Source organism: Methanofollis fontis (genome assembly GCF_004297185.1).
Taxonomy (GTDB): Archaea; Halobacteriota; Methanomicrobia; order Methanomicrobiales; family Methanofollaceae; genus Methanofollis; species Methanofollis fontis.
Window position 1 is genome coordinate 449,001 of record NZ_PGCL01000002.1, and the last position, 22,023, is coordinate 471,023.

Annotated in this window: 18 protein-coding genes and 2 tRNA genes; 12 read left to right on the plus strand and 8 right to left on the minus strand. The window is 57.0% G+C overall.

Features of this window, described 5'->3' with window-relative positions; all coding sequences use genetic code 11:
• The first annotated feature begins 7 nt into the window (after window positions 1-7).
• Together CUJ86_RS06050 and leuS are read left to right on the plus strand one after the other, a co-directional pair.
• Complete coding sequence (locus CUJ86_RS06050; RefSeq protein ID WP_130646658.1) at window positions 8-1,945, plus strand: PINc/VapC family ATPase; 1,938 nt, start codon at window positions 8-10, stop codon at window positions 1,943-1,945.
• Between the two features lie 30 nt (window positions 1,946-1,975).
• Window positions 1,976-4,768, plus strand: a complete 2,793-nt coding sequence (leuS, locus tag CUJ86_RS06055; protein ID WP_130646659.1) for a leucine--tRNA ligase — start codon at window positions 1,976-1,978, stop codon at window positions 4,766-4,768.
• A 123-nt stretch (window positions 4,769-4,891) separates the two neighbouring features.
• On the opposite strand, the gene CUJ86_RS06060 is transcribed toward leuS, so the two are convergent.
• Both CUJ86_RS06060 and CUJ86_RS06065 read right to left on the minus strand, forming a co-directional pair.
• The gene (locus CUJ86_RS06060) at window positions 4,892-5,614 is read right to left on the minus strand and encodes a DNA alkylation repair protein (protein WP_130646660.1); all 723 of its coding nucleotides are present in this window, start codon (window positions 5,612-5,614) and stop codon (window positions 4,892-4,894) included.
• 133 nt (window positions 5,615-5,747) lie between these two features.
• On the minus strand, window positions 5,748-6,059 hold the full coding sequence (locus CUJ86_RS06065) for a DUF5611 family protein (protein ID WP_130646661.1): 312 nt from the start codon (window positions 6,057-6,059) through the stop codon (window positions 5,748-5,750).
• A 156-nt stretch (window positions 6,060-6,215) separates the two neighbouring features.
• On the opposite strand from CUJ86_RS06065, the gene CUJ86_RS06070 reads away from it, so the two are divergent.
• The 4 genes from CUJ86_RS06070 (at window position 6,216) to CUJ86_RS06085 (ending at window position 8,069) form a co-directional block, all read left to right on the plus strand.
• Complete coding sequence (locus tag CUJ86_RS06070) at window positions 6,216-6,938, plus strand: proteasome assembly chaperone family protein (RefSeq protein ID WP_130646662.1); 723 nt, start codon at window positions 6,216-6,218, stop codon at window positions 6,936-6,938.
• Between the two features lie 6 nt (window positions 6,939-6,944).
• A complete protein-coding gene (locus CUJ86_RS06075) occupies window positions 6,945-7,343 on the plus strand; it encodes a DUF473 domain-containing protein (RefSeq protein ID WP_130646663.1) in 399 nt (132 codons plus the stop codon).
• Window positions 7,344-7,395: 52 nt separating this feature from the next.
• Window positions 7,396-7,470, plus strand: a tRNA-Arg gene (locus tag CUJ86_RS06080).
• 104 nt (window positions 7,471-7,574) lie between these two features.
• Window positions 7,575-8,069 carry a hypothetical protein gene (locus CUJ86_RS06085; protein ID WP_130646664.1) on the plus strand — a complete coding sequence of 165 codons (495 nt, stop codon included), beginning with the start codon at window positions 7,575-7,577 and terminating at the stop codon, window positions 8,067-8,069.
• Window positions 8,070-8,211: 142 nt separating this feature from the next.
• On the opposite strand, the gene metG is transcribed toward CUJ86_RS06085, so the two are convergent.
• On the minus strand, window positions 8,212-10,212 hold the full coding sequence (gene metG, locus CUJ86_RS06090; RefSeq protein WP_130646665.1) for a methionine--tRNA ligase: 2,001 nt from the start codon (window positions 10,210-10,212) through the stop codon (window positions 8,212-8,214).
• A gap of 47 nt (window positions 10,213-10,259) precedes the next feature.
• Window positions 10,260-11,102: a GNAT family N-acetyltransferase gene (locus CUJ86_RS06095; protein WP_130646666.1), complete on the minus strand. Its 843-nt coding sequence runs from the start codon at window positions 11,100-11,102 to the stop codon at window positions 10,260-10,262.
• Between the two features lie 77 nt (window positions 11,103-11,179).
• Here CUJ86_RS06095 and CUJ86_RS06100 point away from each other — a divergent pair, with 77 nt between their 5' ends.
• A complete protein-coding gene (locus CUJ86_RS06100) occupies window positions 11,180-11,962 on the plus strand; it encodes a hypothetical protein (RefSeq protein WP_130646667.1) in 783 nt (260 codons plus the stop codon).
• On the opposite strand, the gene CUJ86_RS06105 is transcribed toward CUJ86_RS06100, so the two are convergent.
• On the minus strand, window positions 11,955-12,920 hold the full coding sequence (locus tag CUJ86_RS06105) for a DHH family phosphoesterase (RefSeq protein WP_130646668.1): 966 nt from the start codon (window positions 12,918-12,920) through the stop codon (window positions 11,955-11,957). The two genes, CUJ86_RS06100 and CUJ86_RS06105, sit on opposite strands and share 8 nt — an antisense overlap.
• Before the next feature lie 88 nt (window positions 12,921-13,008).
• Here CUJ86_RS06105 and CUJ86_RS06110 point away from each other — a divergent pair.
• Both CUJ86_RS06110 and CUJ86_RS06115 read left to right on the plus strand, forming a co-directional pair.
• Window positions 13,009-13,082, plus strand: a tRNA-Phe gene (locus CUJ86_RS06110).
• A gap of 326 nt (window positions 13,083-13,408) precedes the next feature.
• A complete protein-coding gene (locus tag CUJ86_RS06115; RefSeq protein WP_130646669.1) occupies window positions 13,409-16,192 on the plus strand; it encodes a PAS domain S-box protein in 2,784 nt (927 codons plus the stop codon).
• 97 nt (window positions 16,193-16,289) lie between these two features.
• On the opposite strand, the gene CUJ86_RS06120 is transcribed toward CUJ86_RS06115, so the two are convergent.
• Both CUJ86_RS06120 and CUJ86_RS06125 read right to left on the minus strand, forming a co-directional pair.
• On the minus strand, window positions 16,290-16,643 hold the full coding sequence (locus CUJ86_RS06120) for a response regulator (protein ID WP_235855593.1): 354 nt from the start codon (window positions 16,641-16,643) through the stop codon (window positions 16,290-16,292).
• Between the two features lie 10 nt (window positions 16,644-16,653).
• The gene (locus CUJ86_RS06125) at window positions 16,654-18,054 is read right to left on the minus strand and encodes an ATP-binding protein (RefSeq protein WP_165394800.1); all 1,401 of its coding nucleotides are present in this window, start codon (window positions 18,052-18,054) and stop codon (window positions 16,654-16,656) included.
• A gap of 135 nt (window positions 18,055-18,189) precedes the next feature.
• Here CUJ86_RS06125 and CUJ86_RS06130 point away from each other — a divergent pair, with 135 nt between their 5' ends.
• Window positions 18,190-18,867, plus strand: coding sequence for a 2,5-diamino-6-(ribosylamino)-4(3H)-pyrimidinone 5'-phosphate reductase (locus CUJ86_RS06130; RefSeq protein WP_130646672.1), 678 nt, complete (start codon window positions 18,190-18,192; stop codon window positions 18,865-18,867).
• Between the two features lie 10 nt (window positions 18,868-18,877).
• Here the strand turns inward: CUJ86_RS06130 and CUJ86_RS06135 are convergent, their stop codons facing one another.
• On the minus strand, window positions 18,878-19,387 hold the full coding sequence (locus tag CUJ86_RS06135; protein ID WP_130646673.1) for a hypothetical protein: 510 nt from the start codon (window positions 19,385-19,387) through the stop codon (window positions 18,878-18,880).
• Window positions 19,388-19,483: 96 nt separating this feature from the next.
• Here CUJ86_RS06135 and CUJ86_RS06140 point away from each other — a divergent pair, with 96 nt between their 5' ends.
• A complete protein-coding gene (locus CUJ86_RS06140; protein WP_130646674.1) occupies window positions 19,484-21,133 on the plus strand; it encodes a 2-oxoacid:acceptor oxidoreductase subunit alpha in 1,650 nt (549 codons plus the stop codon).
• Window positions 21,130-21,972, plus strand: a complete 843-nt coding sequence (locus CUJ86_RS06145; protein ID WP_130646675.1) for a thiamine pyrophosphate-dependent enzyme — start codon at window positions 21,130-21,132, stop codon at window positions 21,970-21,972. The genes CUJ86_RS06140 and CUJ86_RS06145 overlap by 4 nt, the downstream gene beginning before the upstream one ends.
• Window positions 21,973-22,023 lie beyond the last annotated feature (51 nt).

Genomic DNA, 22,023 nt, shown 5'->3' on the forward strand with positions numbered 1-22,023 from the left:
ATTTTTTATGAAAATAGTACCGGATACAAGTGTCGTCATTGACGGACGCATCACCTCAATGATCAAGGACGGCGAATACACAGGATCAACAATAATTATACCGGAAGCAGTCGTGGCCGAACTGGAATCCCAGGCGAACCAGGGTAGAGAGATCGGCTTTTCGGGACTGAATGAACTCCAGAACCTCTCCAAAATGGCGACCGAGGGAACCATCGAACTTAAATATGTCGGGGAGCGCCCGAGCCTTGATCAGGTCAAACTTGCAAGCGGCGGGGAAATTGATGCCCTTATCAGACGGGTGGCCATCGAGCATGACGCCACGTTTATCACAAGCGATGTTGTCCAGTCCGAGGTTGCAAAGGCAAAGGGGATCAGCGTCATCTACCTCAAACCGCAGATCGGAGAGTCCACCCCCCTCATCATAGACGGTTTCTTTGACGAACATACCATAGCAGTCCATCTGAAAGAGAGGGTCCCCCCAATGGCAAAAAGGGGAACAATGAGACAGAACTCGATTGAGCAACTCAGAGACACCCCGATGACCGAATACGAACTGCGGATGATCGCGCAGGAGGTGCTCGAGCGTGCAAAACGGGATCCCGATGGCTTCATCGAGATCGAAAGACAGGGGATTGCCGTTGTACAGATCGGATCGATCCGGATCTCTATCGCACGCAGGCCCTTCTCAGACGGCATGGAGATCACCGCCGTCAGGCCGATCACCGATGTTGAGCTTGAGGACTATGCGATGGCCGATCTGATCCGCGACCGACTCACCACGACGCGCCGCGGCATGCTGATCGCCGGACCTCCGGGTTCTGGAAAAAGCACCCTCGCACAGAGCATTGCCACATTCCTGTCTGATAAAGGGTGCATCGTGAAAACAATGGAGGCCCCGCGCGATCTCCAGGTACCCGACAACATCACCCAGTACACCGCCCTTGAGGGAAGCATGGAGAAGACCGCCGAGGTTCTCCTGCTTGTTCGTCCTGACTTCGTCATATTTGACGAACTCCGGAAAAATGAGGATTTCAGGGTGTTTGCAGATATGCGCCTCGCAGGTGTCGGCATGGTGGGCGTCATTCATGCGATGCAGGTCCAGGACGCCGTGCAGCGGTTCTTCGGGAGGATTGAAGCAGGCGTCTTCCCACAGATCATCAGCACAATCATCTATGTCGAGGACGGCGAGATTACCCGTGTCTTCGATCTCGACTTCTCGATAAAGGTGCCCGAGGGCATGCATTCAGAACTGCATATCCGCCCGGTGACGACAGTGCGCGATGCGCTGTCCGGCAGGATTGCCTTTGAGGTCTTTAAATACGATGGTGAGACGATCGTCATGCCGGCGATTGGACCCGCAATAGAGGAGAAAACACCCATAAATATACCAGAACCTATCCCCGAGGCAGCAACTCCTGCCCCAGAGCACATCCTGGCTGAAGAAGGAGCAGAGGAGGAATCATCGTGGGAGACGACAAAATACGAGATTCAGCGCGAACTCTCCCGCTTTACCGACGGCCCGGTCGAGGTGTTCATGAAAAGCGACACGAAAGCGGTGGCATACATTGAGGACAAGGATGTTCCGGCCTCAATCGGACGCGGTGGCAAAAATATCGCCAGCATCGTGAACAAACTCAGGATTGGAATCGACATACGCCCCAGATCTGAGCTTCCTCCCCTTGAAGAAGAAATACCTGAGGCGGAGATGGGGGAAGAGATGCCTGAGACAGAGGAGTTGAAGATCAGGATTGAGAAGAAGCACCTCACCCTTGTTGCCCTCAGATACCGCGAAGCCATTGTGGACGTCTTTGCCGGGAAAGAATACCTTTTTACGGCGACAGTAAACGAAAAGGGCGAGATTGACCTTGCCCGAAGCAGCAGCATCGCACAGGAACTGATCCGCAGATACAATGAAAAAGAGACCATCAGACTGAGACCCGTATAATTCTGATAACAACCATAGGAGTGACAGAGAGTGGCTGAATGGGATGCACAGAGGCTGGAGGAGTCGTACCGCGATCTCTGGCCGGCACATTTTGAGGCAAATCCGGACGATATCGAGAAGTTTTACCTGAATGTCGCTTTCCCCTACCCGAGCGGGGCGATGCACGTCGGACACGGGCGGACCTATATCGTCCCCGACGTTATCGCCAGATTCTGGAGGATGCAGGGAAAAAATGTCCTGTTCCCGATGGGATTCCATGTGACCGGCACACCGGTGATCGGTATTTCTAAGCGGATCGCAAAGGGCGATGAGGCGACCATCCGCCTCTACCGCGATCTCTACCGCGTTCCTCCAGACGTCCTTGATCGTTTCGACGATCCGATGACGATTGTCAGTTATTTTGCGGGAGATTACGAACGCCTGATGCGGCGGGCCGGCCTGTCGATCGACTGGCGGCGGCGTTTTATCACCGTCGACCCACAGTTCAGTAAATTTGTCGAATGGCAGTACCTACACCTGCATGAAGGCGAACATGTTGTGAAGGGCGTACACCCGGTGAAGTACTGCCCCTCCTGCGACAGTCCGGTCGGAGACCATGACCTGCTGGAGGGCGACAAGGCGGAGATCATGCGGTTCACCCTTGTCGTCTTTGAGTGGGACGGCGCAAAGATACCCTGTGCAACACTCCGCCCGGAGACGATCTATGGCGTCACCAACCTCTGGGCGAACCCGGGCGTCACCTATGTGCGGGCGAACGTGGACGGAGAGGACTGGGTGCTCTCCAGGGAGGCGGCATACAAACTCGAGATGCAGGACCACACGGTTGCGATCACCGGCGAGATCGACGGCAGTGCGATCGTCGGCACCACCGCCACCCACTCCCTCTGTGGAGAGGTGCCGGTGCTGCCTGCAGATTTCGTCGATCCAGATATGGGTTCAGGTCTCGTGATGTCGGTGCCGGCACATGCACCGTTCGATTTCATCGCCCTGCGTGACCTGCAGGAAGAGGGGCGCTACACTGACATCGCTCCGGTAGCGATCATTAAAACCGATGGTTACGGCGAATTCCCGGCACAGGACGCAATCGAACGGGGCGGCATCAGGAACCAGAACGATCCGCGGATGGAGGAGGTCACGCGCGAGGTGTATGCGGCAGAACTCCTGCGGGGCACCCTCCTGCCGGGTTGTGGGGACCAGGCAGGAAAACCCGTGAAGGAGGCACGAGACGCCGTTGCTGCCCTCATGCTCGCCGACTACGGATCAAAGGAGATGTTCGACTTCGACACCCGCACGGTGATCTGCCGGTGCGGTGGACGGGTGTATGTGAAGATCCTCCATGACCAGTGGTTCCTGAACTACTCAGATGCGGCATGGAAGGAGGAGGTGCATGCCCAGATTGAGAGGATGGCGATCGTGCCGCACGAAACGCGGGCTGAATTCAATCGGACGGTGGACTGGCTGAAGGACTGGGCCTGCACGCGCCGCCTGGGCCTGGGAACAAAACTCCCCTGGGACCCCGCCTGGATCGTGGAGCCTCTCTCCGACTCCACCCTCTATATGGCATATTACACCATCGCCAACCATATCAGGACGATCGAGCCCGAACGTCTCACGCCCGAGGTCTTTGACTACATCATCTATGGCACCGGCGACCCGACGACAGTAGCGCGGGAGACGCTTGATATGATCAGGGCCGAGTTCCTGTACTGGTACCCCTACGAGTTCCGGTTCTCTGCAAAGGATCTCATCTCAAACCACCTCACCTTCCAGCTCTTCCACCATCAGGCCGTCATGCCCGCGGACCGTCAGCCGCAGGGTATGGTCATCTTCGGGATGGGCCTCCTGAATGGGGCGAAGATGTCCTCCTCAAAGGGGAATGTGGTGCTGCTTGAGGATGCACTGAACGAGTTCGGGGCCGACACCGTCAGGATGTTTTTGATCGGGTCCGCAGAGCCCTGGCAGGATTTTGACTGGAGAAACGAGCTCGTTACCGGATCCAGAAAACAGATAGAACGGTTCTGGAATGAGATCACAGAGGGGATCGCCGTTGAGGAGAATGAGGGCAGACCGATCGACAGGTGGTTGACGTCACGGCTGCAGCACCGCATCAAAAATGCAACCGCGGCAATGGCATCCTTCCAGACCAGGCAGGCCCTTCAGGAGGCATTCTTCGGGATTGAGGCTGATCTGAAATGGTACCGGCGCCGTTTGCCGACGATTGCACCGGGATCGGCAGCGATCCGCGACCTCTGTTCAGTGTGGGTGCGGCTGCTCGCCCCGATCATTCCCTACACCGCCGAGGAACTCTGGCAGATGATGGGCAATGAAGGACCGGTGGCATTCGCCCCATGGCCCGAGGCCGACGAGGGGCAGATCGACACGGCAACAGAACTCGCCGAGGAGATCCTTTCACGGACCGTGGAGGACATCGAGTCGATCATCAGGCTGATCCAGATGGAGCCTACAGCGATCAATCTCTATGTGGCACCTGAATGGAAGCGCCGGATCTTTGGTCTGATCGCCGGCGCTGAGGACCGCACCGATGCCGTCCGGTTCGTCATGGCGGAAGAGGGCCTGAAACGGCATGGAAAGGCGGCGGTGAACGCCACACGGCAGATCACCAAATTTATCCACCGCCTCCCGCCTCACCTCGTCACCGACCTGAACGCTGGCCTCATCGAAGAAAAAGCGGTATTTGAGGCGGCACAGGAGTTTCTGGAACGCGAGTTCGGCGTGCAGGTGCAGATCCTCGATGCCGATGGGAGCGGTGAACCGAAGGCCGATGCCGCCCTTCCCTTCAAACCGGCAATTGTTATCGAATAATCTTTTTTTTTATTTTCGACAGGCAGAACACCTGCATTTGACATCTACAACGTCATTCCCGGTTATCAGAGTGTTCCAGATTGGTGCATGCTGCGAAACCAGTATCTGTCCTCATCTCGGCCATCATCCTCCCTGCCGCTCCTTTTGCATCGCCTCAGCCCTCAGGTCCTTCGGCATCAGCTCGATGGCATAGCGCAGCGCCGTCCGTGGCATCACCCTCCTGTGATGCATTACATACGCGAAGACCTCGTCGGTGTGCTTCCTGCTCGCCTCCTTAAGGAGCCAGCCGTAGCCCTTCTGCACCAGATCGTCTGTATCGAGGAGGAGGAGATCAGCGATCACAAAGACGTCATCAAGGAAACGTCCATGTTTTGCCGGGATGATCAGGGAGACAGCGGCGGCCCTCCGCATCCACCGGTTCTCCGACTGCGTCCAGCGTTTGAGCTCTTCGACACAGTCGGGGTAGCGGTCGAGGAGTGAACCCACAGCGTGATTGCAGAGGCCATCGCATTCCGCCCAGTTGGAGACATAGGTATCGATCCAGTGCCTGTAGACGATGATATCCCCGGGTTCGATGCGGTCTTCGAGGAGGCGGGCCCACGTGGCGGCGATGAATGCCTCCTCCATGTAGCCTGAGCGGCAGAGCTCCTCGCAGAGGGCGTGGATCTCGGTTTTGTCCCGATTTTTTATCTCCTTCCATCGCTTTCTGGCGATGGCGGTGACGGCTGCAGTCTTCAGTCCGTAACAGGAGATCTCTCCTTTAAAGAATCGTTGTGCCGTCTTTCGGACTTCAGAATCTCCCCGTTCCTGCAGCTCTTTGCGGATGGATGCAATGACCGGGTCCATGGTGACAGAATGGTGGCGAGACCAATAAGGGTTGTGAAGGCACGTTCATACTATTTCTGGTTTTTTTGGCGCTAAAAATGGTAAAAATATATAGCAGGCACCTTTTTGGATAAAAGGGGGAAATAATCCCCACTCAATCCTCTTTCTGCATCTTTTTTGCGCGTTCTTTGGAATTATATCCGGTGACGGCGTCGAGGTACTTTCTGAAGCGACGGTTCGTGTCCAGGATCGTCTCGTCTTCGGCGGAGAGGTCGGATTCGGTGTCGATGAGAACGGTGTTCCCCTTCGGTCCGAGCCAGACCTCAAGGCGCTTGAGGGCCCCGAACGAGATCACATGGTGACCGTCCCGCTCTTCAGGCTCCACCCCGAAAAATTCGGTAAAGGATGCGATCATCCGCTCTTCCAGTCCGGTCTTATAACCCCGTTTAATTTTGTACTCCTGCATGGTACCTCTTCATTGGAGCCCGGGGCATAAATGTGTGCATCCCGGCGATGGGAGGATGGGGGAGAGAGTGCCGGCCAGCATATAAAGGTCCGGGTGTCACCCGTTCCATGCCGCACGTGAACAATCTTTTATATGACCTTTGTCTATTGTTACCTGATGACGGCCGAATCGGACATAAAAGTCACATCCTCGCCGCTTTCAGGAGAAAACCCGATAGTAATGATGGGTTTTCCGGGGAGCGGTCTTGTGGGAAGCATCGCTCTCCAGTATCTTGTTGAACAGATGGAGTTTACCCAGATCGGGAATATAACAAGTAAATATTTTCCTCCGGTCGCCATGATGGCAAAAGGGGTGATCAATGTCCCGGTCAGAATATATGAAAAACAGAATACGGTTGCCATTGTTGCAGACATACCCATCCATCCGATGATCTGTTATGAAGTGGCAAACGGCATCATGGACTGGCTTTCCGCCTTTCCAGTCAGAGAGGTGATATCCATCGCCGGCATTGTCACCAATGAACCAGAAAAACGGGTGTTCGGAGTGGCAACCGAGGAGGCGATGCTGGAGCGGATCAGTGATCACACCGTGATCCTCCCGATGGGCAGCATCTCCGGAATTGCAGGAAGCCTGCTTACCGAATGCAAGATCAGAGACATTCCCGGTTACGGTTTCCTCGGAGAAACGGTCAATACCCCGGATCCGAGATCCTCTGCAGCCGCACTGACGGTCCTGAAGGCCCTCTATGACCTTGATCTGGACATAGAACCCCTGCTTGAACAGGCAGAGGAGATCGAGGCGGCCATGCATAAACTGGCAGAAGAAGTCCAGAGCAACGAACCGGTCCCGAAAAAAGAGAACCTACCGATGTACGGGTGACTCACCATGAAAATTACTGCATTAACAGGGATTGCTGGAGCGGTCATCAACGAGATCAAGATGGGGAAACCCAGAACCATCGAACTCCAGAGCGCCAACAATGTCATATCGGTTGCTTCGCTTGAACCCGGCCCTGACACCCATCTCTTCCTGACCAGCGTCGATCTCGAGGACATCTCCCCGGGGGATGTCGGCATCATCGTCCGGGTACTCTCGGTCAACATCAACATGAAGCGGGTGATCGACTACATCCATCCGGTCTATTATGAAGAGCGTGAACGTCTTTCGGCCAGAATTCAGGTGCGCTACTGCGGCACATCCATGGTGAAGGGCGTGGAAATCGGTTCGATCTGTCATCCTGTCGAGGTCGATGTGGTCAAGGCGTCCCATTACCGTGCTGTGTGATCCCCACACTCACAACTTTCATTACCCCTGAGCACCAATTTTATTGGTCCATGGGCCTGTGGCTTAGCCAGGACATAGCGCCGGGCTTCTAACCCGGACGCCGGGGGTTCGAATCCCTCCAGGCCCGTCCGTTTTTCATGCATAATGCAAGGCATATATGCACCTTCGACAGAATCATCTTCCGGGACCCTCCGTGAAACCATTACCCGATCATCCAGATCATGAACGAGGGTGGTTCTCATAGAATCATCGTGGCGTTTTATCCTGCTCGTGGCATTCATCAGTGCCATCGTCCTGATGGTCTTCCCGCTCCTGACGGTGTTTGAAGGGCCGACGGCGTGTACAGGGTCGCCATGGAAGGTCGATACCGTCAATATAGATGGGACACAGGTGATCAGAGTTGCATACACCTGCGATGAGGGGGGCGGGTGCCCCACGCTCAGGGCGGTCCTGATCGATCCTGAGGGGCACCCCCATGAGGTGGGAGAGGGGGTGGTGCAGGAGTGCGCCGGCAGGCAGAACACGACATGGTATATTTTCCAATATACTCGTCCAGAGGCCGGAACACCCCGGTTCTGGATCACAAACGAACCTGCAATGATCTTCTCTGATGACTACATCCCTGCCATAGAGGGTTTTGAACCGCCGGGCCTCTGGGTCGTCGACCTTTCATGGGAAGGTGAGGAGAGCGGACAGATGAGTTACGCGGTGAAGATCGGGGTATGATTTAGCATGCCGGAACAGGCATGATCTGAGCAGATCAGGCACCGGAATGAAACACGGCGGTTTTCGATCCATCTGTAGATGTTCTCCCGGTCGCAGAGAAGGCAGGTTCCTGGCACGCATCGGCCAGATAGAAAAAAAGGGGTTACCTGATACGGGTGCCGGGTGCGACGTCCCTGAGCGGCACGAGCAGGGAGGCCTCGTCACCGGCTGCAAGTATCATGCCCCGACTCTCGATCCCGAAGATCTTTGCCGGTTTGAGGTTTGCAATCATCACGACGCTCGTTCCGACGAGGTCTTCGGGGGCATAAAACAGGGAGATGCCCGAGACGACCTGCCGTTGTTCATCGCCAAGGTCCACCTGCAGTTTGAGCAGTTTCTTCGATCCCTTGACCGCCTCGGCAGAGAGCACACGCCCGACCCTGAGTTCCATCGCCGCAAAATCGTCGATCGAAATCTCCGGGACGCTCTCTTCGACCTTCTGCTCCCGTTTTCTGGCCTCAGCGACGCGGCCCTTGAGGGTCTGCTCCAGCGTCTTCAGACGGTCGTCCTCGATCCGCTCAAACAAGGGGGACGGGCGGGGGAGTGGGCCCGCCGGCAGGGGAACGAGAGCGTCACCAAACCGGCAGCTGGACATACCGTCGTCAAAGCCGAGCATCTCCCATGCTCGCACCGCCGATTCCGGCATCACCGGTTCGATAAGGAGTATCAGGGCCTTTGCAATCTGGAGGCAGTCGGCGATCACCTGCTGCGCCGCCGGTTCGTCGGTCTTGACCAGCTTCCAGGGAGCGGTGTTCTGGATGTAGGTGTTGCCATAGGCAGCAAGCGTCATTACGGCATCGACGGCATTCTTGAACTCATATTCCCTGACGGCCTTCTCGACAGTCCCCAGGGTACGCTCGATCTCGTTGCGGACGTCCTCCCCCGCCGTCGCATCCGGTACACCTCCGAAGAACTTATGGGCGAAGTGCAGGGTGCGATAGAGGAAGTTGCCCAGCGTATTGACGATCTCGGCATTGACACGCTCCTGGAAGACCTGCCAGGAGAAGTTCAACTCCTTTGTATGGCTCGTATAGCAGAGGAGATAGTAGCGGAGGTAGTCGGCGGGGAGGCCCTGATCGAGATAATCCTCATTTGTCCAGACGACATAGCCCCGGGATTTCGAAAACTTCTGGTCATCGATCTTCACCATGCCAGATGCGACCACAGCATATGGACTGCCATAGCCCGCACCATGCAGCAGGGCAGGCCAGAAGATGCAGTGGTGATAAATGATGTCGCTCCCGATGAAATGGGTGATCTCGCCGTCTCCACTCCAGTAACGGCGCCAGTCGTTCCCGGTCTTTTCAGCCCATTCCTCTGTGAAGGAGATGTAGCCGATGGGGGCGTCGACCCAGACATACACCACAAGGTCGTCCCTCCCTGGAAACTGCACCCCCCAGTCGAGCGTGCGGGTGATACACCAGTCATGGAGCTCGTCCCTCACCCAGCCGATGGCATAGTTGCGGGCATTCGATGTGCCCTGAAGGGTATCAAGATAGTCAAGCAGGTACTGGCGGAACTCGCTGAGCCTGAAGAAAAAGTGCTCCTGCTCCCGCATCTCGGCAGGTGAACCGCAGGTCTTGCAGACCGGGTTTTTAATCTCGCCGGGTTCAAGATGGCGGCCGCAGCCCCGGTCGCACTCGTCACCGCGCGCCTCGGCACCGCAATAGGGGCATATCCCTTCCACATAGCGGTCAGGCAGGAAACGGTTGCAATGGTTGCAGAAACTCTGCTGGATCCGTTCCGAGTAGACATATCCGTTCTCGATGAGGGCTCCCACCAGCGACTGTGTCCTGGCATGGTTTGTCTCGCCGTCGGTCATCCCGAAGTGATCAAAGACGACACCCATCCGCCGGAAGGTCGCATCGAAGTGGTCATGGTAGCGTTCTGCCAGTTCCCGCGGTGTCACGCCCTCGGCCTCGGCACTGATCACGATCGGCGTGCCATGGTTGTCTGAACCGCAGACAAACACCACATCTTCTCCACAGCGGCGGAGGTACCTGACATAAAAATCGGCAGGAACATAGGTCCGCAGATGCCCGATGTGACATGAGCCATTTGTATAGGGAAGCCCGCATGTCACCAGCAAGGGTTTGCCACTCATTCTTTACCTCTTGGTCGTGGTGATATACAAAGATTCTTTGGACACCCTCAACCGAGTTCAAACGTCGTCACGCCAAACACCCGCTCCAGCGGCACACCAGGGACACCGCCCCGGTACATCCGCCCGGTCTCGAATACCGTCTCCATATGCCGTTCCCGTGCAAGTGCAACGGCGGCGGGGTTGGGTTCGGGGACATCGAAGAAATATTCCTCCCCGGGAACCGTTGCAGCAAGACCATCGAGGAGGGCGGAGGCAACTGCCGGCGAATCCGCAAACACCGGACCGATCTTATGCCCCTCAAAACACTTCCTGATCACTCCGTAACCCGCGATGCCGCCCTTTCCGGGAGCGACAAGACCGACCGAATCCTCCTGTTCGGTCCATGCCCTCAAAAACCGCGGTCGCGGCACAGAGAACACCGATGCATCATAGGCACAGATATCGTCGAAGGGCACCTCGTGCACCGGGATCAGGCCCTCGGGGGCATCGCCACCGCCGCTGCCGCGGTACCGGATATTGCGGTACCGGATCTCAAACCCGAGGCGGTCGCGGTATTTTGACTGCATGGCCAGGACGCCGTCGCCGCCGATGATCCGGTCGCCCGCGTGCGCGAATGCGGCCTTCGTGATCGCGAGTCCAAAACCCCTTCCCCTGTACTCCGGTCTGACGATGAGAAGCCCCCAGAAGGCGAGTCTCTCACCGTACCGCACCATGGAGGAGCAGGCGACCGGTTCGCCGTCCGCCTCGGCAATAAAAAAACCATCTGGATCCTGTGCAAAGAAGGTGTCGGCGTCATGGATACCGGGGTTCCAGCCCTCATCCCGGGCACATTGAATCGCAAAATCAACGTCGGCACGCTCCATCCGACGGGTCAGGAGATGATCACTCATGCTGATGGGTGGTACGGGGATTTTCATCTCTTTTTCTATTCAGCATTTTGATATCTCCGGAGGGCGAAACGGTGGTGATGAAGAGGATACCTGTCAGGACGCGTTCTTTCGGCGCCGAGATCGCTCCACCGGAGCGGGAGGCGCTCGCACCCTGGGTGCGAGAGCGGCGGGGACTGGGCGGGGACCTGATCCTCTACCAGATCATGCACTCTCTTGCCCTTCAGGAGGGGATCGATTCGCCCTGCGCCGGGGGGATGTTCTATGGGGACCGCGTGGCCGCATGTCTCGCCGGTGTGACGGACAGGACGGTGACCGGAGAGATTGATCTGGAGGAAGAGGCGGCGATTGCGGATGTGATCGAATGTACCGGGGTCAGGAAGGGCGCCTGGTTCGCCCTGCCCGCCCCCTCCCTCCTGGGGCTTTCCGATGCCTATTTTCATGACCGGGAGGAGATGACCGACGAGGTTGTCCGGGCATACCGTCTTTTGATGCGGGAGATGCGGGATGCGGGGGCAGGCGGTCATGTGCTTATCGCCGACACCGCAGAGGAGATCGAACTCGAGGGGATCGGTGGAAAAAGGATCTGCTTTTTCCCGCGGCAGCAGGATGAAGGGCTACTCGCCGCCTTTCTCGAACACCAGGCACTGCTGATCGTCGGTCCGGATCAGATCAGATCTGCGGCCCGCCTGGCAGAGGAGTATGAGGTGAGGGAGGTCTCGGTGCTCCACCCCACCCATGACGACCTGACGGCTATCGCCGCATATTTCGACAGCGACGCCATCAGCGCCGGGGGTTATACCGGGGAGGGAGAGGAGGGACGATGGAAATCCCTCCGAGAAGAGGCCTATCTGATCAGATAGTCTCGGCGACCTGAACAAGGCTGTCGAAGTGGCGGTTTCGTTTGATGAGCCAGAACAGGAAACGGTCGATGAGGTTGAAGGTGAAGGTGCCGCCGGCGGCATTGGGATGACCGCCGCCGCCGAACTCGCGTGCGATCAGGTGACTGACCGGGGGGACGGACCGGATCGAGAACCGACCGTTCTTTGAGACGATCACCTCGATGTCCGTCCCGAGTGCGTCACGGATGGCATGCGCCGTCTCCGACGGATAACCATGGAGGGGGGCGAAGGCGATTTTGTATTTTTTCCCGTAGATCTGCACCTGACGGATGCTTTCTCCGATATCGGCATCCATTTCCGCCTTGATGCCGGCATAGATCTCCTCAACCCTCCGATCAGTGATACGGCCCTGGACAAGCATATTTCTCACATAGGTCAGGTTCTGACGTCGCTGAGTGACCTGACCGAGGACGTCTGAACGGGGGTCCTGTTTCTTCCAGAGATCGTAGTCGCAGACGACACGGGCGACCTCCGCGGCCGTACGGTCGCCAGGCATGAGATCGGCGGCGGCAATGGCGGTGGCGCAGACCGAGGTATCGAGATGGAGGAGCGTGCAGTGGGGGCGGAGGCGATCGATCTCCCCGTCCTTCCAGCGGTGATGATCGCGCCACTCGATCCGCCATCCATTGTGCACCGCCCTCTGCGCCGTCTCCTCAACACCGTTCTGGTAACCGAGATCCGAGATCGAAAGGATGTCGCCGTTGCCGGGCAGGTCGGCAATCAGCCCGAATATGGAGGGGAACCGACCGACAGAGGAAAATATTGTCGAAATCTTCCCGAACTTCATCCGGTGGACAGCGTCGGCACCGGCGGCATCGAGGTCATTATGGGTGAGATGGAGGATCCCCACCTTCCGCCCGGTCACGGCGGTGGAGAGGTCCTCGTCGGTGGTCTTCCTTCCGTCGATGACACTTGCCATTGCCAGTAATCTGGGGGCGGAGGAGATAAAAAGGGCGGCGGTGGAGACCGCACGGTTTATTAACCTGAAATACCAACATGTATAGGTCGCCCCTGTAGCTCAGACTGGGAGAGCGCCAGACTGAAGATCTGGTTGTCCCCGGTTCAAATCCGGGCGGGGGCACTTCAGACAATTATTATTCTTTTTTTGAGATAGCATCTCTGGTCTTTTACTGAATATCTGGAGGTATCGGCATCGCCGCTCCCGATACATACGGTAAAGAGTTCGGTGCCATGTGCCTGTGTTTGCCGTTCCGGGGTCGAAGCGGGTTTGAACAGATAGGATGGAATTCCCATTTCTCCGGTCGTCATCCAGGCAGGTACTCAAAACCACATGAAGCGAGTTATTTTCAAAACACGCACTTTAAGCCAACCCATTAGATAATATTGGAAATAATATCGCCAACAATAATAGCAAAGTATATATTATATTGCATCAATCCCAAGCACATGCCCGACACTCCCCCGATCCATCCACTGAACGCTGTTCTCTGTGTCGATGACGATCCAGCGTTTACCGATCTCACCCGCCGATTCCTGGAGCAACTGGGGGACTGCAGGGTCGATACCGCCGCTTCAGCCGAAGAGGCACTGGATAAACTCCAGAACGGATCGTTTGCGGCAATCGTCTCAGATTATCAGATGCCGGGCATGAACGGGATTGACCTCCTCAGGACAGTGCGGGGAAGCGGCAGTCAGATCCCTTTCATCCTGTTCACCGGCATGGATGGGACAGAGATTATCGCTGAGGCAATGTATTGCGGGGCTGATTCCTTTCTCCAGAAAAATGGCGGTTCTTTAAAGGAGAAAATATCCAGTCTTTCAGACTCGATCAGGGAGGCGATCGAGAGGCGGGACAATGGGGAGGACAGCGAAGACCTCTACTGGCAGATCTTCAATAACAGCAGCGACTCGATTTTTGTCCACCGTTTCAGCCCAGAGGGCACGCACGGGGCACTGGTCGAGGTGAACAATACCGCATGCCAGCGCCTCGGGTATAGCAGGAATGAACTCAGGAGCATGGGCATCTCCCAGATCCTTCAGAGCCTCGACCATCTCCCTGCAGTCAGGAAAGACCTGCAGGAGAGTGGGTATTCGACATATGAATCCGTCCACATCACAAAAGATGGGCATGCCTTTCCTAACGATATCAATGCTCACCTCTGCACCCTGAACAACGAAACAGTGGTGATATCAACCGCACGTGATATCACAGAACAGAAAGAGGTAGAAGAGCGGTTGAAACGATACGAACAGAACCTGCAGACGATCATCGATTCCGCCAATTTCGGGATTGTGATCATTGGGAGCGATGGCTTCATCAAACGGATCAACCGGTCGGCATTGCGGATGGCGGGATATGAACGACCCGAAGAGGTAGTCGGGAGCATCTGCCATAAGACCCTCTGGCCTGACGAACTGGGACGGCACCCGCCCCTTGATCCCGGGCAGGTCGTGGACCATTCAGAACACATATTATTCACGAAAAATGGAGAAGAGATCCCCATCACCCAGAGTGTCAGTCCAATTACCCTGAACGATGAAACTGTATATCTGGTACAATTCATCGACAGATCTGATATGGTAGCTGCAGAAATGGCACTGCGCGAGATCGAACAGGCATATCGCAATGCCCTGGAGAACGCCACTGACCTTATCCAGAGTGTCTCACCTGACGGGCGGTTCCTGTTCGTGAACCGTTCGTGGCTGGACACCCTCGGATATACAGAGGATGAGGTGGCAGATCTCACCCTCTCTGATATCATCGCGCCGGAAAGTCTCGACCATTGCATGAAGACATTCCAGAATATCATGCAGGGAGGGCCTATCAGCACTGTCGAAGCGGCGTTCTGTGCAAAGGATGGAAGGAAGATCCTCGTCGAAGGCAGCGTAAACTGCATACTGGAAAATGGTCATCCCGTTATCACAAGAGGATTCTTCCGTGACGTCACCGAACGAAAGCGCGCGGAGCAGAAGATCAGGCACCTCAACCATGTGTTGCATGCAATCCGGGACGTCACGGCCATAACTGCCCGCGAGAAAGATCCCTACAACCTGATCAGGGAAAGCTGCGAGACACTCGTCCAGAGGCGGGGCTATACCATGGCTGGAATCGCCCTGCTTGAGGGTGTGATCTCAGATGGTCCAACCATCGTCACATCAGGGTGCAGTGGCGAATCAATTCACATGCTGGGGGGATTTTTAGAGGGCGAAATGACTCCCTGCATCAAAACAGCCATGGAAGAGGGAGGGGTTATTGTGATCGATGAGGGGGCTGAACCATGTGCGGGGTGCCCTCATCTGGGCCAGAGTCTGCCTTACGGCTCCCTTATTACCAAACTCACACACGAAGGCAACCTGTTCGGCATCATGATCGCCTCGATGCCCCCTGAGTTCGTCTCAGAACCTGAAGAGCAGGAACTCTTCTCAGAGGTGGCCAGAGATCTCGCCTTCGCCCTCTACAGCCTTGACCTCGAGGGACGCACGCAATATCACGACGCCCTGCTGGAAGCAAATAAAAAACTCAACATCCTCTCCGGCATCACCCGTCACGACATCCTCAATCAGGTCACCGCACTCTCCGGATACCTCGAAATCCTCACCTTCAGACTCCCCGGTGACCCGGAGGTCCTGAAACTGATAGACCGACTCAAAGTGCTCACATCTACCATACAGAGGCAGATATCCTTTACAAAGGACTACCAGGACATGGGCGTGAATGATCCTCTGTGGCAGGACGTCCGTTCCGTCGTGGAGAGGGCAGCATCAGGAACCCACCGACTGAACGGCATTGACATTGATGTTGATATAGGACCACTGGAAATCCTGGCCGACGCGATGCTCGAGAAAGTATTCTTCAATCTGATCGACAATGCGATCCGTCACGGAGGCGAGGTCACAGAGATAAGGGTCCGTTTCCATGAAAAAGGGGAGAGGGGCGTGCTGGTGATCGAGGACAACGGATCTGGCATCCATCCCGAGATGAAGGCACGACTGTTCCTGAGAGGCAGCGGGAAAAACACCGGTTACGGCCTCTTCCTCAGCCGCGAGATCCTCGGGATCACCGGGATGATCATCGAGGAAACCGGCGAAGAGGGGAATGGGGCCCGGTTTGAAATCGAAATTCCGCCAGGGGTGTACAGGAGACCATCAATCATCCCACCCCAGAATCATCAGACGTCCTGTTCCAGGGAATCGATGCGTTCCGGTTCCCTCCACAGATCAGAGGGCTGATGCACAGGCATCGAGGGCGTTCGAGCAGGGAGAGGCGGGGGGCACCATGAACAATCGCCGTCAAACGGGTTTACATTTATGGATTAAATGCCTGTTTTCAGCATAATCCTTCAAAAAAACGTTCCAGAACCGCCTCCAGTTCCATGGGTGAGACCGGTTTCACCAGTACGCCGGCAAGACGACCCACATACGGTGCATACCGTTCATCAATCAGGGGACGCGCCGTGAAGAGCATCACTGGAACGGCGGAGATGTCCGGGTCCTCTGTCAGCGCCTCAAGATACTCCCACCCGTCCAGCGGTGCCATCTGAAGGTCAAGCAGCACCAGGTCTGGCAGGGTGGTGCGAGTGAGGTGCAGACCATAAGAAACGGAATCAGCGAGCAGCGTTTCATACCCGATCCTCCGCAGGAGGAGGTCCATCACGTCGAGGGTGGCCCGATCGTCGTCCACGACAAGGATCTTATGCGGCGTCGTCCCGCCCCCTGTGCAGAACGACCGTGAAGGTGCTGCCCATTCCGGGTGTGCTCTCCACCTGGATCTTCCCATTGTTCAGGCGAGCATACCGTTCGGCAATCGGCAGTCCAAGCCCCATGCGGTTGTAGCTCCGGCTCAGTTTCTCTTCATCACCGAGATAAAAAGGCTCAAAAATCGCCCCGATTTTCACAGGATCGATGCCAATACCGTTGTCTGTCACCGAGACATACTGGCAGGCGGCATCCTCCCGGTACCCGACAGTGATCAGTCGGGGATCGTCATTGTACTGGACGGCATTGAGGATCAGGCTTTCCATGATCAGGTAAAACTGGTCCCGGTTCACTCGCAGGCAGACATCTTCCCCGACATCCATGGTGATCCGGGCAGAAGAGGCGAGATCATGGGCGGCGATCACCTCCCGCACAATATCACCGAGTCCAATCTCTGCAGACGTGCAGATCACCCTGCCGGCGTCCAAAAGCGAGAGTTCGAGCATCCGGTTCACAATTGAACGTTCCCTCTGGATATTGTCCAGACAGACCTTCAGCATCCGTCCGGTCTCTTCGGAGATGCCGTAGCGTTCCCTGTCCTCGGTGAGGAGATAGAGATACCCCAGTACCGGTTGCAGGGGGGTCCGGAGTTCGTGCGCCGCCGTCTTAAAAAAGTCCATCCGACGCATTTCCTCCTCTGAAAGCCGCTTTTTCACCTCGTCCGCAGAATTCTGGGCCTGGACGAACGTCTCGAGGGACCCGAGATCGAGGGCAGAACACTGGAACTCAAGCATGCCGGGTTTGCCAGAGAGAAGAACGGGTACGCTCTTCCCGTCTCTCCCATAGAGGCATGCCTCATAGTTCGAGACCTCGACGCCGCGGCCGAGCATGCCGCAAAATGCCGTTCGACCCGGTTCATCCAACCATATCGAGGAGAGGGGGAGACCGGCGACCTCATCACGCCGCCTCCCGAGGAGGTCGCAGAACTGCGTGTCGGCATGAGTGATCAGGAGAGAACCCGGATCAAGACCGAAGAGACCGGCCAGATCAGGTCTTTTCCCGCCGGATACTGCATCTGGAGGCGTGAACAGGGTAACCCCGGCCATTCCCCAGAGGTAGAGGAGCGTGAAGAGGAACACCAGCACGGGGTCAAAGATATACCCGCCGATGGCAAGAAAGAGGGTGACGGCAGCATATCCAAGAGAGAGCGCGGCAGCCGTCCAGATGGATCGGTTGGAAAATATGGTGGCAACGACAACGAGAGGAATATAATACAGGTAGGAGAAGGCCACCCCGGCAGCAGAAAGAAGCGAATAGGCCAGTATCAGACCGAGGATAGTTGCCAGCAGCCCATATACCCCGATTTTTCTCATCCGGTACGGGTTGACAGAAAACATCCCGTATTCTCCAGCACTTCCCCATAACGCCATGAGAATGACGAGATATTTGGCAGAAGGCTATAAAAACACTTTCATTTCAACCGGACGGAAGAGCGGCGCAGAGATATAGGATCGGGCGACAACATGAGGGATATGCGTCCATATGTCTTTGTCAACTGTGCCATGAGCGCCGACGGAAAGATCTCAACAATTGAACGCAGACAGGTCAAAATTTCCGGAAAAGATGATTTTGACCGGGTTGACAGGATTAAGGCCGGAACTGATGGGATTATGGTCGGTATCGGAACGGTTCTTGCCGACAACCCCTCGCTCACCGTAAAATCTGCGGATCGGAAGGCGGAAAGGAGCGCATCCGGCAGGGATGAGAACCCGGTCAGGATCGTCGTCGACTCCATGGCCAGAACACCGGCGGACGCCGACATTCTGGTGAAGGGATCAGGGCGGCGGATCATCGCTGTATCGGCCGCAGCCCCGGCAGACAGGGTGAACACCCTCCGAAATCGTGCCGAGGTGATCGTTCTGGGTGAGAGATCGGTGGACCTCACCGCACTGATGGATGCACTCGGCGAGCGGGGGATCGGGCGCCTGATGGTGGAAGGGGGAGGTACCCTCATCTGGGGTCTCTTTGCCGCCGGTCTCGTTGATGAATTCAGGACCTATATCGGATCGGTGGTGATCGGCGGATCGGCCGCCCCCACCCCCGTAGACGGCGAAGGGTTCTTCCGGGAGTCTGATTTTCCCCGCCTCAGCCTGAAGGGAATAGAGCGTATCGACGACGGTGTGCTGCTCACATGGAGCGTGGAAAAATAGAGGTGTTGGTTTACTTTGGCGGCAGAAGCACGTCATAAACCTTGAATACGCGCTCGCCGTCCGGGCTCGGTCCGGTCGGACTGAGCGCACGGTCCATCGTGACCCATACTTCCACACGGTCCTGGGTGGCGGTGCCGGCAAACTCAAGGGTGTCTCCGGTACGGATGGTGCTGCCAGAGGGTTTCGTGATCGTCTTTTCCTCGGTCGTGCCGTCCGAACGGGTAACCTTCGCCGTCATCTGCAGCACATTCTCCTGTCCCTTGCCACCGTTGAAGGTGACGGTGATCTTCCTGTTGATGGGATCCTTCTGTGCAGTCACCGAAACTCGATAATCATCCGGCATGGCATCAGTCGGCACCGGCACCAGGGATATGGGTTCGGTAGTCTCGGCCGGAGCGGTGGTTTCTCCAGGAGGGGTCGTTGGCGCAGGCGTGGCCTCAGGGGATGAACCGGTACAGCCTGCCGAGAGAATAAGTGCGGCAATCAGCAGTGCCGCAGGGAGTGCTGCTGTCAGTTTCATGGTGCGAGTGTGAGCGGTTTCGGTATTTGAGGTTTGCGGCGAGTTGCGGGGAAAGGTATATCGATCAACGGACGTATTGTGCAGCGAGGAGGGGAAATGCAGGACTATTCTGTGCTTATCGGCGGCAGGGCAGGCGAAGGCATCAATATCGCCGGAAACGTGATCGCCCGGTTATTGTCGGCATGCGGTCTTTGCGTCCACATGTACTACGATTACCCCTCCCTGATCAAGGGGGGGCACAACTTCGCCATCATCAGGGGGGCGGACACACAACCATACTGCGTCAGGGAGGGCGTGGATCTGCTCCTCGCCCTGAACAGGGAAACACTGGAGCGCCACCGGCATCGTACAGATGACCGCACAACCGTCATCTTCGATGCCGGCAGGGTACGCGGGGCGGCGGGGAACGGCATTCCGGTCGACGAGATCGTCAGGGAGGAGGAGGCACCGCCGATCACCCGGAACTCAGCGATGATCGGTGCGTTCTGCAGGGCGTGCGCCATCCCGTGGGAGACCGTCGAGACCGTTTTTCGCCGGGCAATGCCCGCTCAGATCGATTCGAACCTCAGAGTGGCACGGCGGGGCTATGACACTCTTCCCGAAGGCAAGGGGATCCGGATGAACGGTGCCGCACCCCTGCCCGTGATCTCCGGCAATGAGGCGATCGCATTCGGTCTCGCTGCTGCAGGGCTGGAGGGTTATATCGCCTATCCGATGACGCCCTCATCCAGCATCCTCCACACCCTTGCCGCCCACGCGGAGGGGTTCGGGATCCCGGTCGTCCATCCGGAGAACGAGATCGCCGTGGCGATGATGGCGCTCGGGGCGGCATACGCCGGGCGCCGGATGGCCGTCGGCACGTCGGGCGGGGGATTCTGCCTCATGACCGAGGCCTTCTCCCTGGCGGGCATGGCTGAAATACCCCTTTTGGTCGTCCTCGCACAGCGCCCGGGCCCGAGCACCGGTGTTCCGACCTATTCGGCACAGGGGGACCTCCTCTTCGCCCTCTCTGCCGGTCAGGGCGAATTTCCCCGCCCTGTCGCCGCCCCCGGAACACCGGAGGAGGCGTGGGACTGGGCAGGATGCCTGCTGGATGCCGCATGGCGTTTTCAGACCCCTGCAATCCTGCTGACCGATAAAAACCTCGCTGAGGGACTCTACTCCTTCACACCTCCTGAAACCAATACCGGACTCGAGATCATAGAATGGGAGGGCAAGGGAGAATATGCACGATATGCGCCAGGAACCGACGGCATCTCGCCCCTCGCTTTCCCCGGCAGACAGGGGATATCGGTCAAGGCGAACAGTTATACCCATGATGAGCGCGGGATCACCACCGAAGATCCGGCATCGATCACCCGGATGGCAGAAAAACTGCAAAAAAAGCGGTACGCCATCCAGGAGAGCCTTGAATCCCGTCCTTGCGTGAAGGTGGGGGGGAGACGGGATGCCTCAGATGCGATCCTCTGCTGGGGCTCCACTGCCGGCGTCTGCGCCGAAGTGGCCAACGATCTCGGCCTCCGTCTCGTTCGCCCCGTCCTGATCTCCCCTTTTCCGGTCTCTGGATTTGCCCGCTGCCTCGAGGGAGTGGAGCACATCATCGCCGTGGAGGAGAACATCACTGGACAGCTTGCGCACCTCATCGGCTGCCATGGTTTCTCCGCCGACACCGTGATCGGGAAATATGACGGACGACCGTTTGCACCTGAAGATCTGGAGCGGCGGATCGGGGAGGTGATCGGATGAGGTCATGGATCACCGATGCACAGAACACCTGGTGTCCTGGATGCGGCAACTTCTCCATCCAGCATGCACTGAAGGCGGTCCTCGACGATCTGGCAGACGAAGGGCACCCGCCGGAAACCTTTGTGCTGGTCTCAGGGATCGGTTGCCATGCCAAGATTGCCGACTACATGAACATGAATACCTTCTACTCGATCCACGGCAGGGGGACTGCCGCAGCCGCCGGCATTAAACTCGCCCGTCCCGACCTGACCGTGATATCCTGCGCCGGCGACGGCGATGCCTATGCCGAGGGGCTTGATCACCTCATCTTCGGGGCAAAACGAAACACCGACATCACGGTGATCGTCCATGACAATCGGGTCTACGGCCTCACAACCGGACAGTATACCCCCACCTCAAAAATGGGTTTTCCCGGCAGATCGACCCCTGCAGGTGTTCGTGAGAGTCCAATCAACCCGCTGGAGGTGATGCTCGCCTCGGGCGCCACCTTTGTCGCCCGGGGGTACACCCGGCAGATGGATCACCTGAAATCGATTCTGAAGGCGGCGATCCTGCACCGGGGCTTCTCGTTCGTGGATGTCCTCCAGATATGCGCAACCTACAACAATCTCACCGACTACTACAACGAACGCATCTATCTTCTCGACGGCAATGATACCGGGGATTTCGATGCTGCATTCCGGACTGCACGGGAGTGGGACTACTCATCCGACGCCCCGATTGCCCTCGGCATCTTCTACCGGCAGGAAGCACCCTCCGATATCTGGGGTCCTCCGGGCACCGTCTCTGCAGAACAGCGCCGGGAGGAGATCGGACGCATCCTGCAGGAAAAAATCTGAAAAGACCTTTTTTCCCACTTTTTCCGGCAGCGCAGAGAGGCAGGAAAATGT

Excerpts from the sequence above, each read along its gene's own strand:
- CUJ86_RS06050 (WP_130646658.1), top strand. The coding sequence starts at position 8 with ATGAAAATAGTACCGGATACAAGTGTCGTCATTGACGGACGCATCACC.
- CUJ86_RS06060 (WP_130646660.1), bottom strand. The coding sequence starts at position 5,614 with ATGGACCCGGTCATTGCATCCATCCGCAAAGAGCTGCAGGAACGGGGA.
- CUJ86_RS06065 (WP_130646661.1), bottom strand. The coding sequence starts at position 6,059 with ATGCAGGAGTACAAAATTAAACGGGGTTATAAGACCGGACTGGAAGAG.
- CUJ86_RS06070 (WP_130646662.1), top strand. The coding sequence starts at position 6,216 with ATGACGGCCGAATCGGACATAAAAGTCACATCCTCGCCGCTTTCAGGA.
- CUJ86_RS06075 (WP_130646663.1), top strand. The coding sequence starts at position 6,945 with ATGAAAATTACTGCATTAACAGGGATTGCTGGAGCGGTCATCAACGAG.
- metG (WP_130646665.1), bottom strand. The coding sequence starts at position 10,212 with ATGAGTGGCAAACCCTTGCTGGTGACATGCGGGCTTCCCTATACAAAT.
- CUJ86_RS06095 (WP_130646666.1), bottom strand. The coding sequence starts at position 11,102 with ATGAGTGATCATCTCCTGACCCGTCGGATGGAGCGTGCCGACGTTGAT.
- CUJ86_RS06100 (WP_130646667.1), top strand. The coding sequence starts at position 11,180 with ATGAAGAGGATACCTGTCAGGACGCGTTCTTTCGGCGCCGAGATCGCT.
- CUJ86_RS06105 (WP_130646668.1), bottom strand. The coding sequence starts at position 12,920 with ATGGCAAGTGTCATCGACGGAAGGAAGACCACCGACGAGGACCTCTCC.
- CUJ86_RS06115 (WP_130646669.1), top strand. The coding sequence starts at position 13,409 with ATGCCCGACACTCCCCCGATCCATCCACTGAACGCTGTTCTCTGTGTC.
- CUJ86_RS06125 (WP_165394800.1), bottom strand. The coding sequence starts at position 18,054 with ATGTTTTCTGTCAACCCGTACCGGATGAGAAAAATCGGGGTATATGGG.
- CUJ86_RS06130 (WP_130646672.1), top strand. The coding sequence starts at position 18,190 with ATGCGTCCATATGTCTTTGTCAACTGTGCCATGAGCGCCGACGGAAAG.
- CUJ86_RS06135 (WP_130646673.1), bottom strand. The coding sequence starts at position 19,387 with ATGAAACTGACAGCAGCACTCCCTGCGGCACTGCTGATTGCCGCACTT.
- CUJ86_RS06140 (WP_130646674.1), top strand. The coding sequence starts at position 19,484 with ATGCAGGACTATTCTGTGCTTATCGGCGGCAGGGCAGGCGAAGGCATC.
- CUJ86_RS06145 (WP_130646675.1), top strand. The coding sequence starts at position 21,130 with ATGAGGTCATGGATCACCGATGCACAGAACACCTGGTGTCCTGGATGC.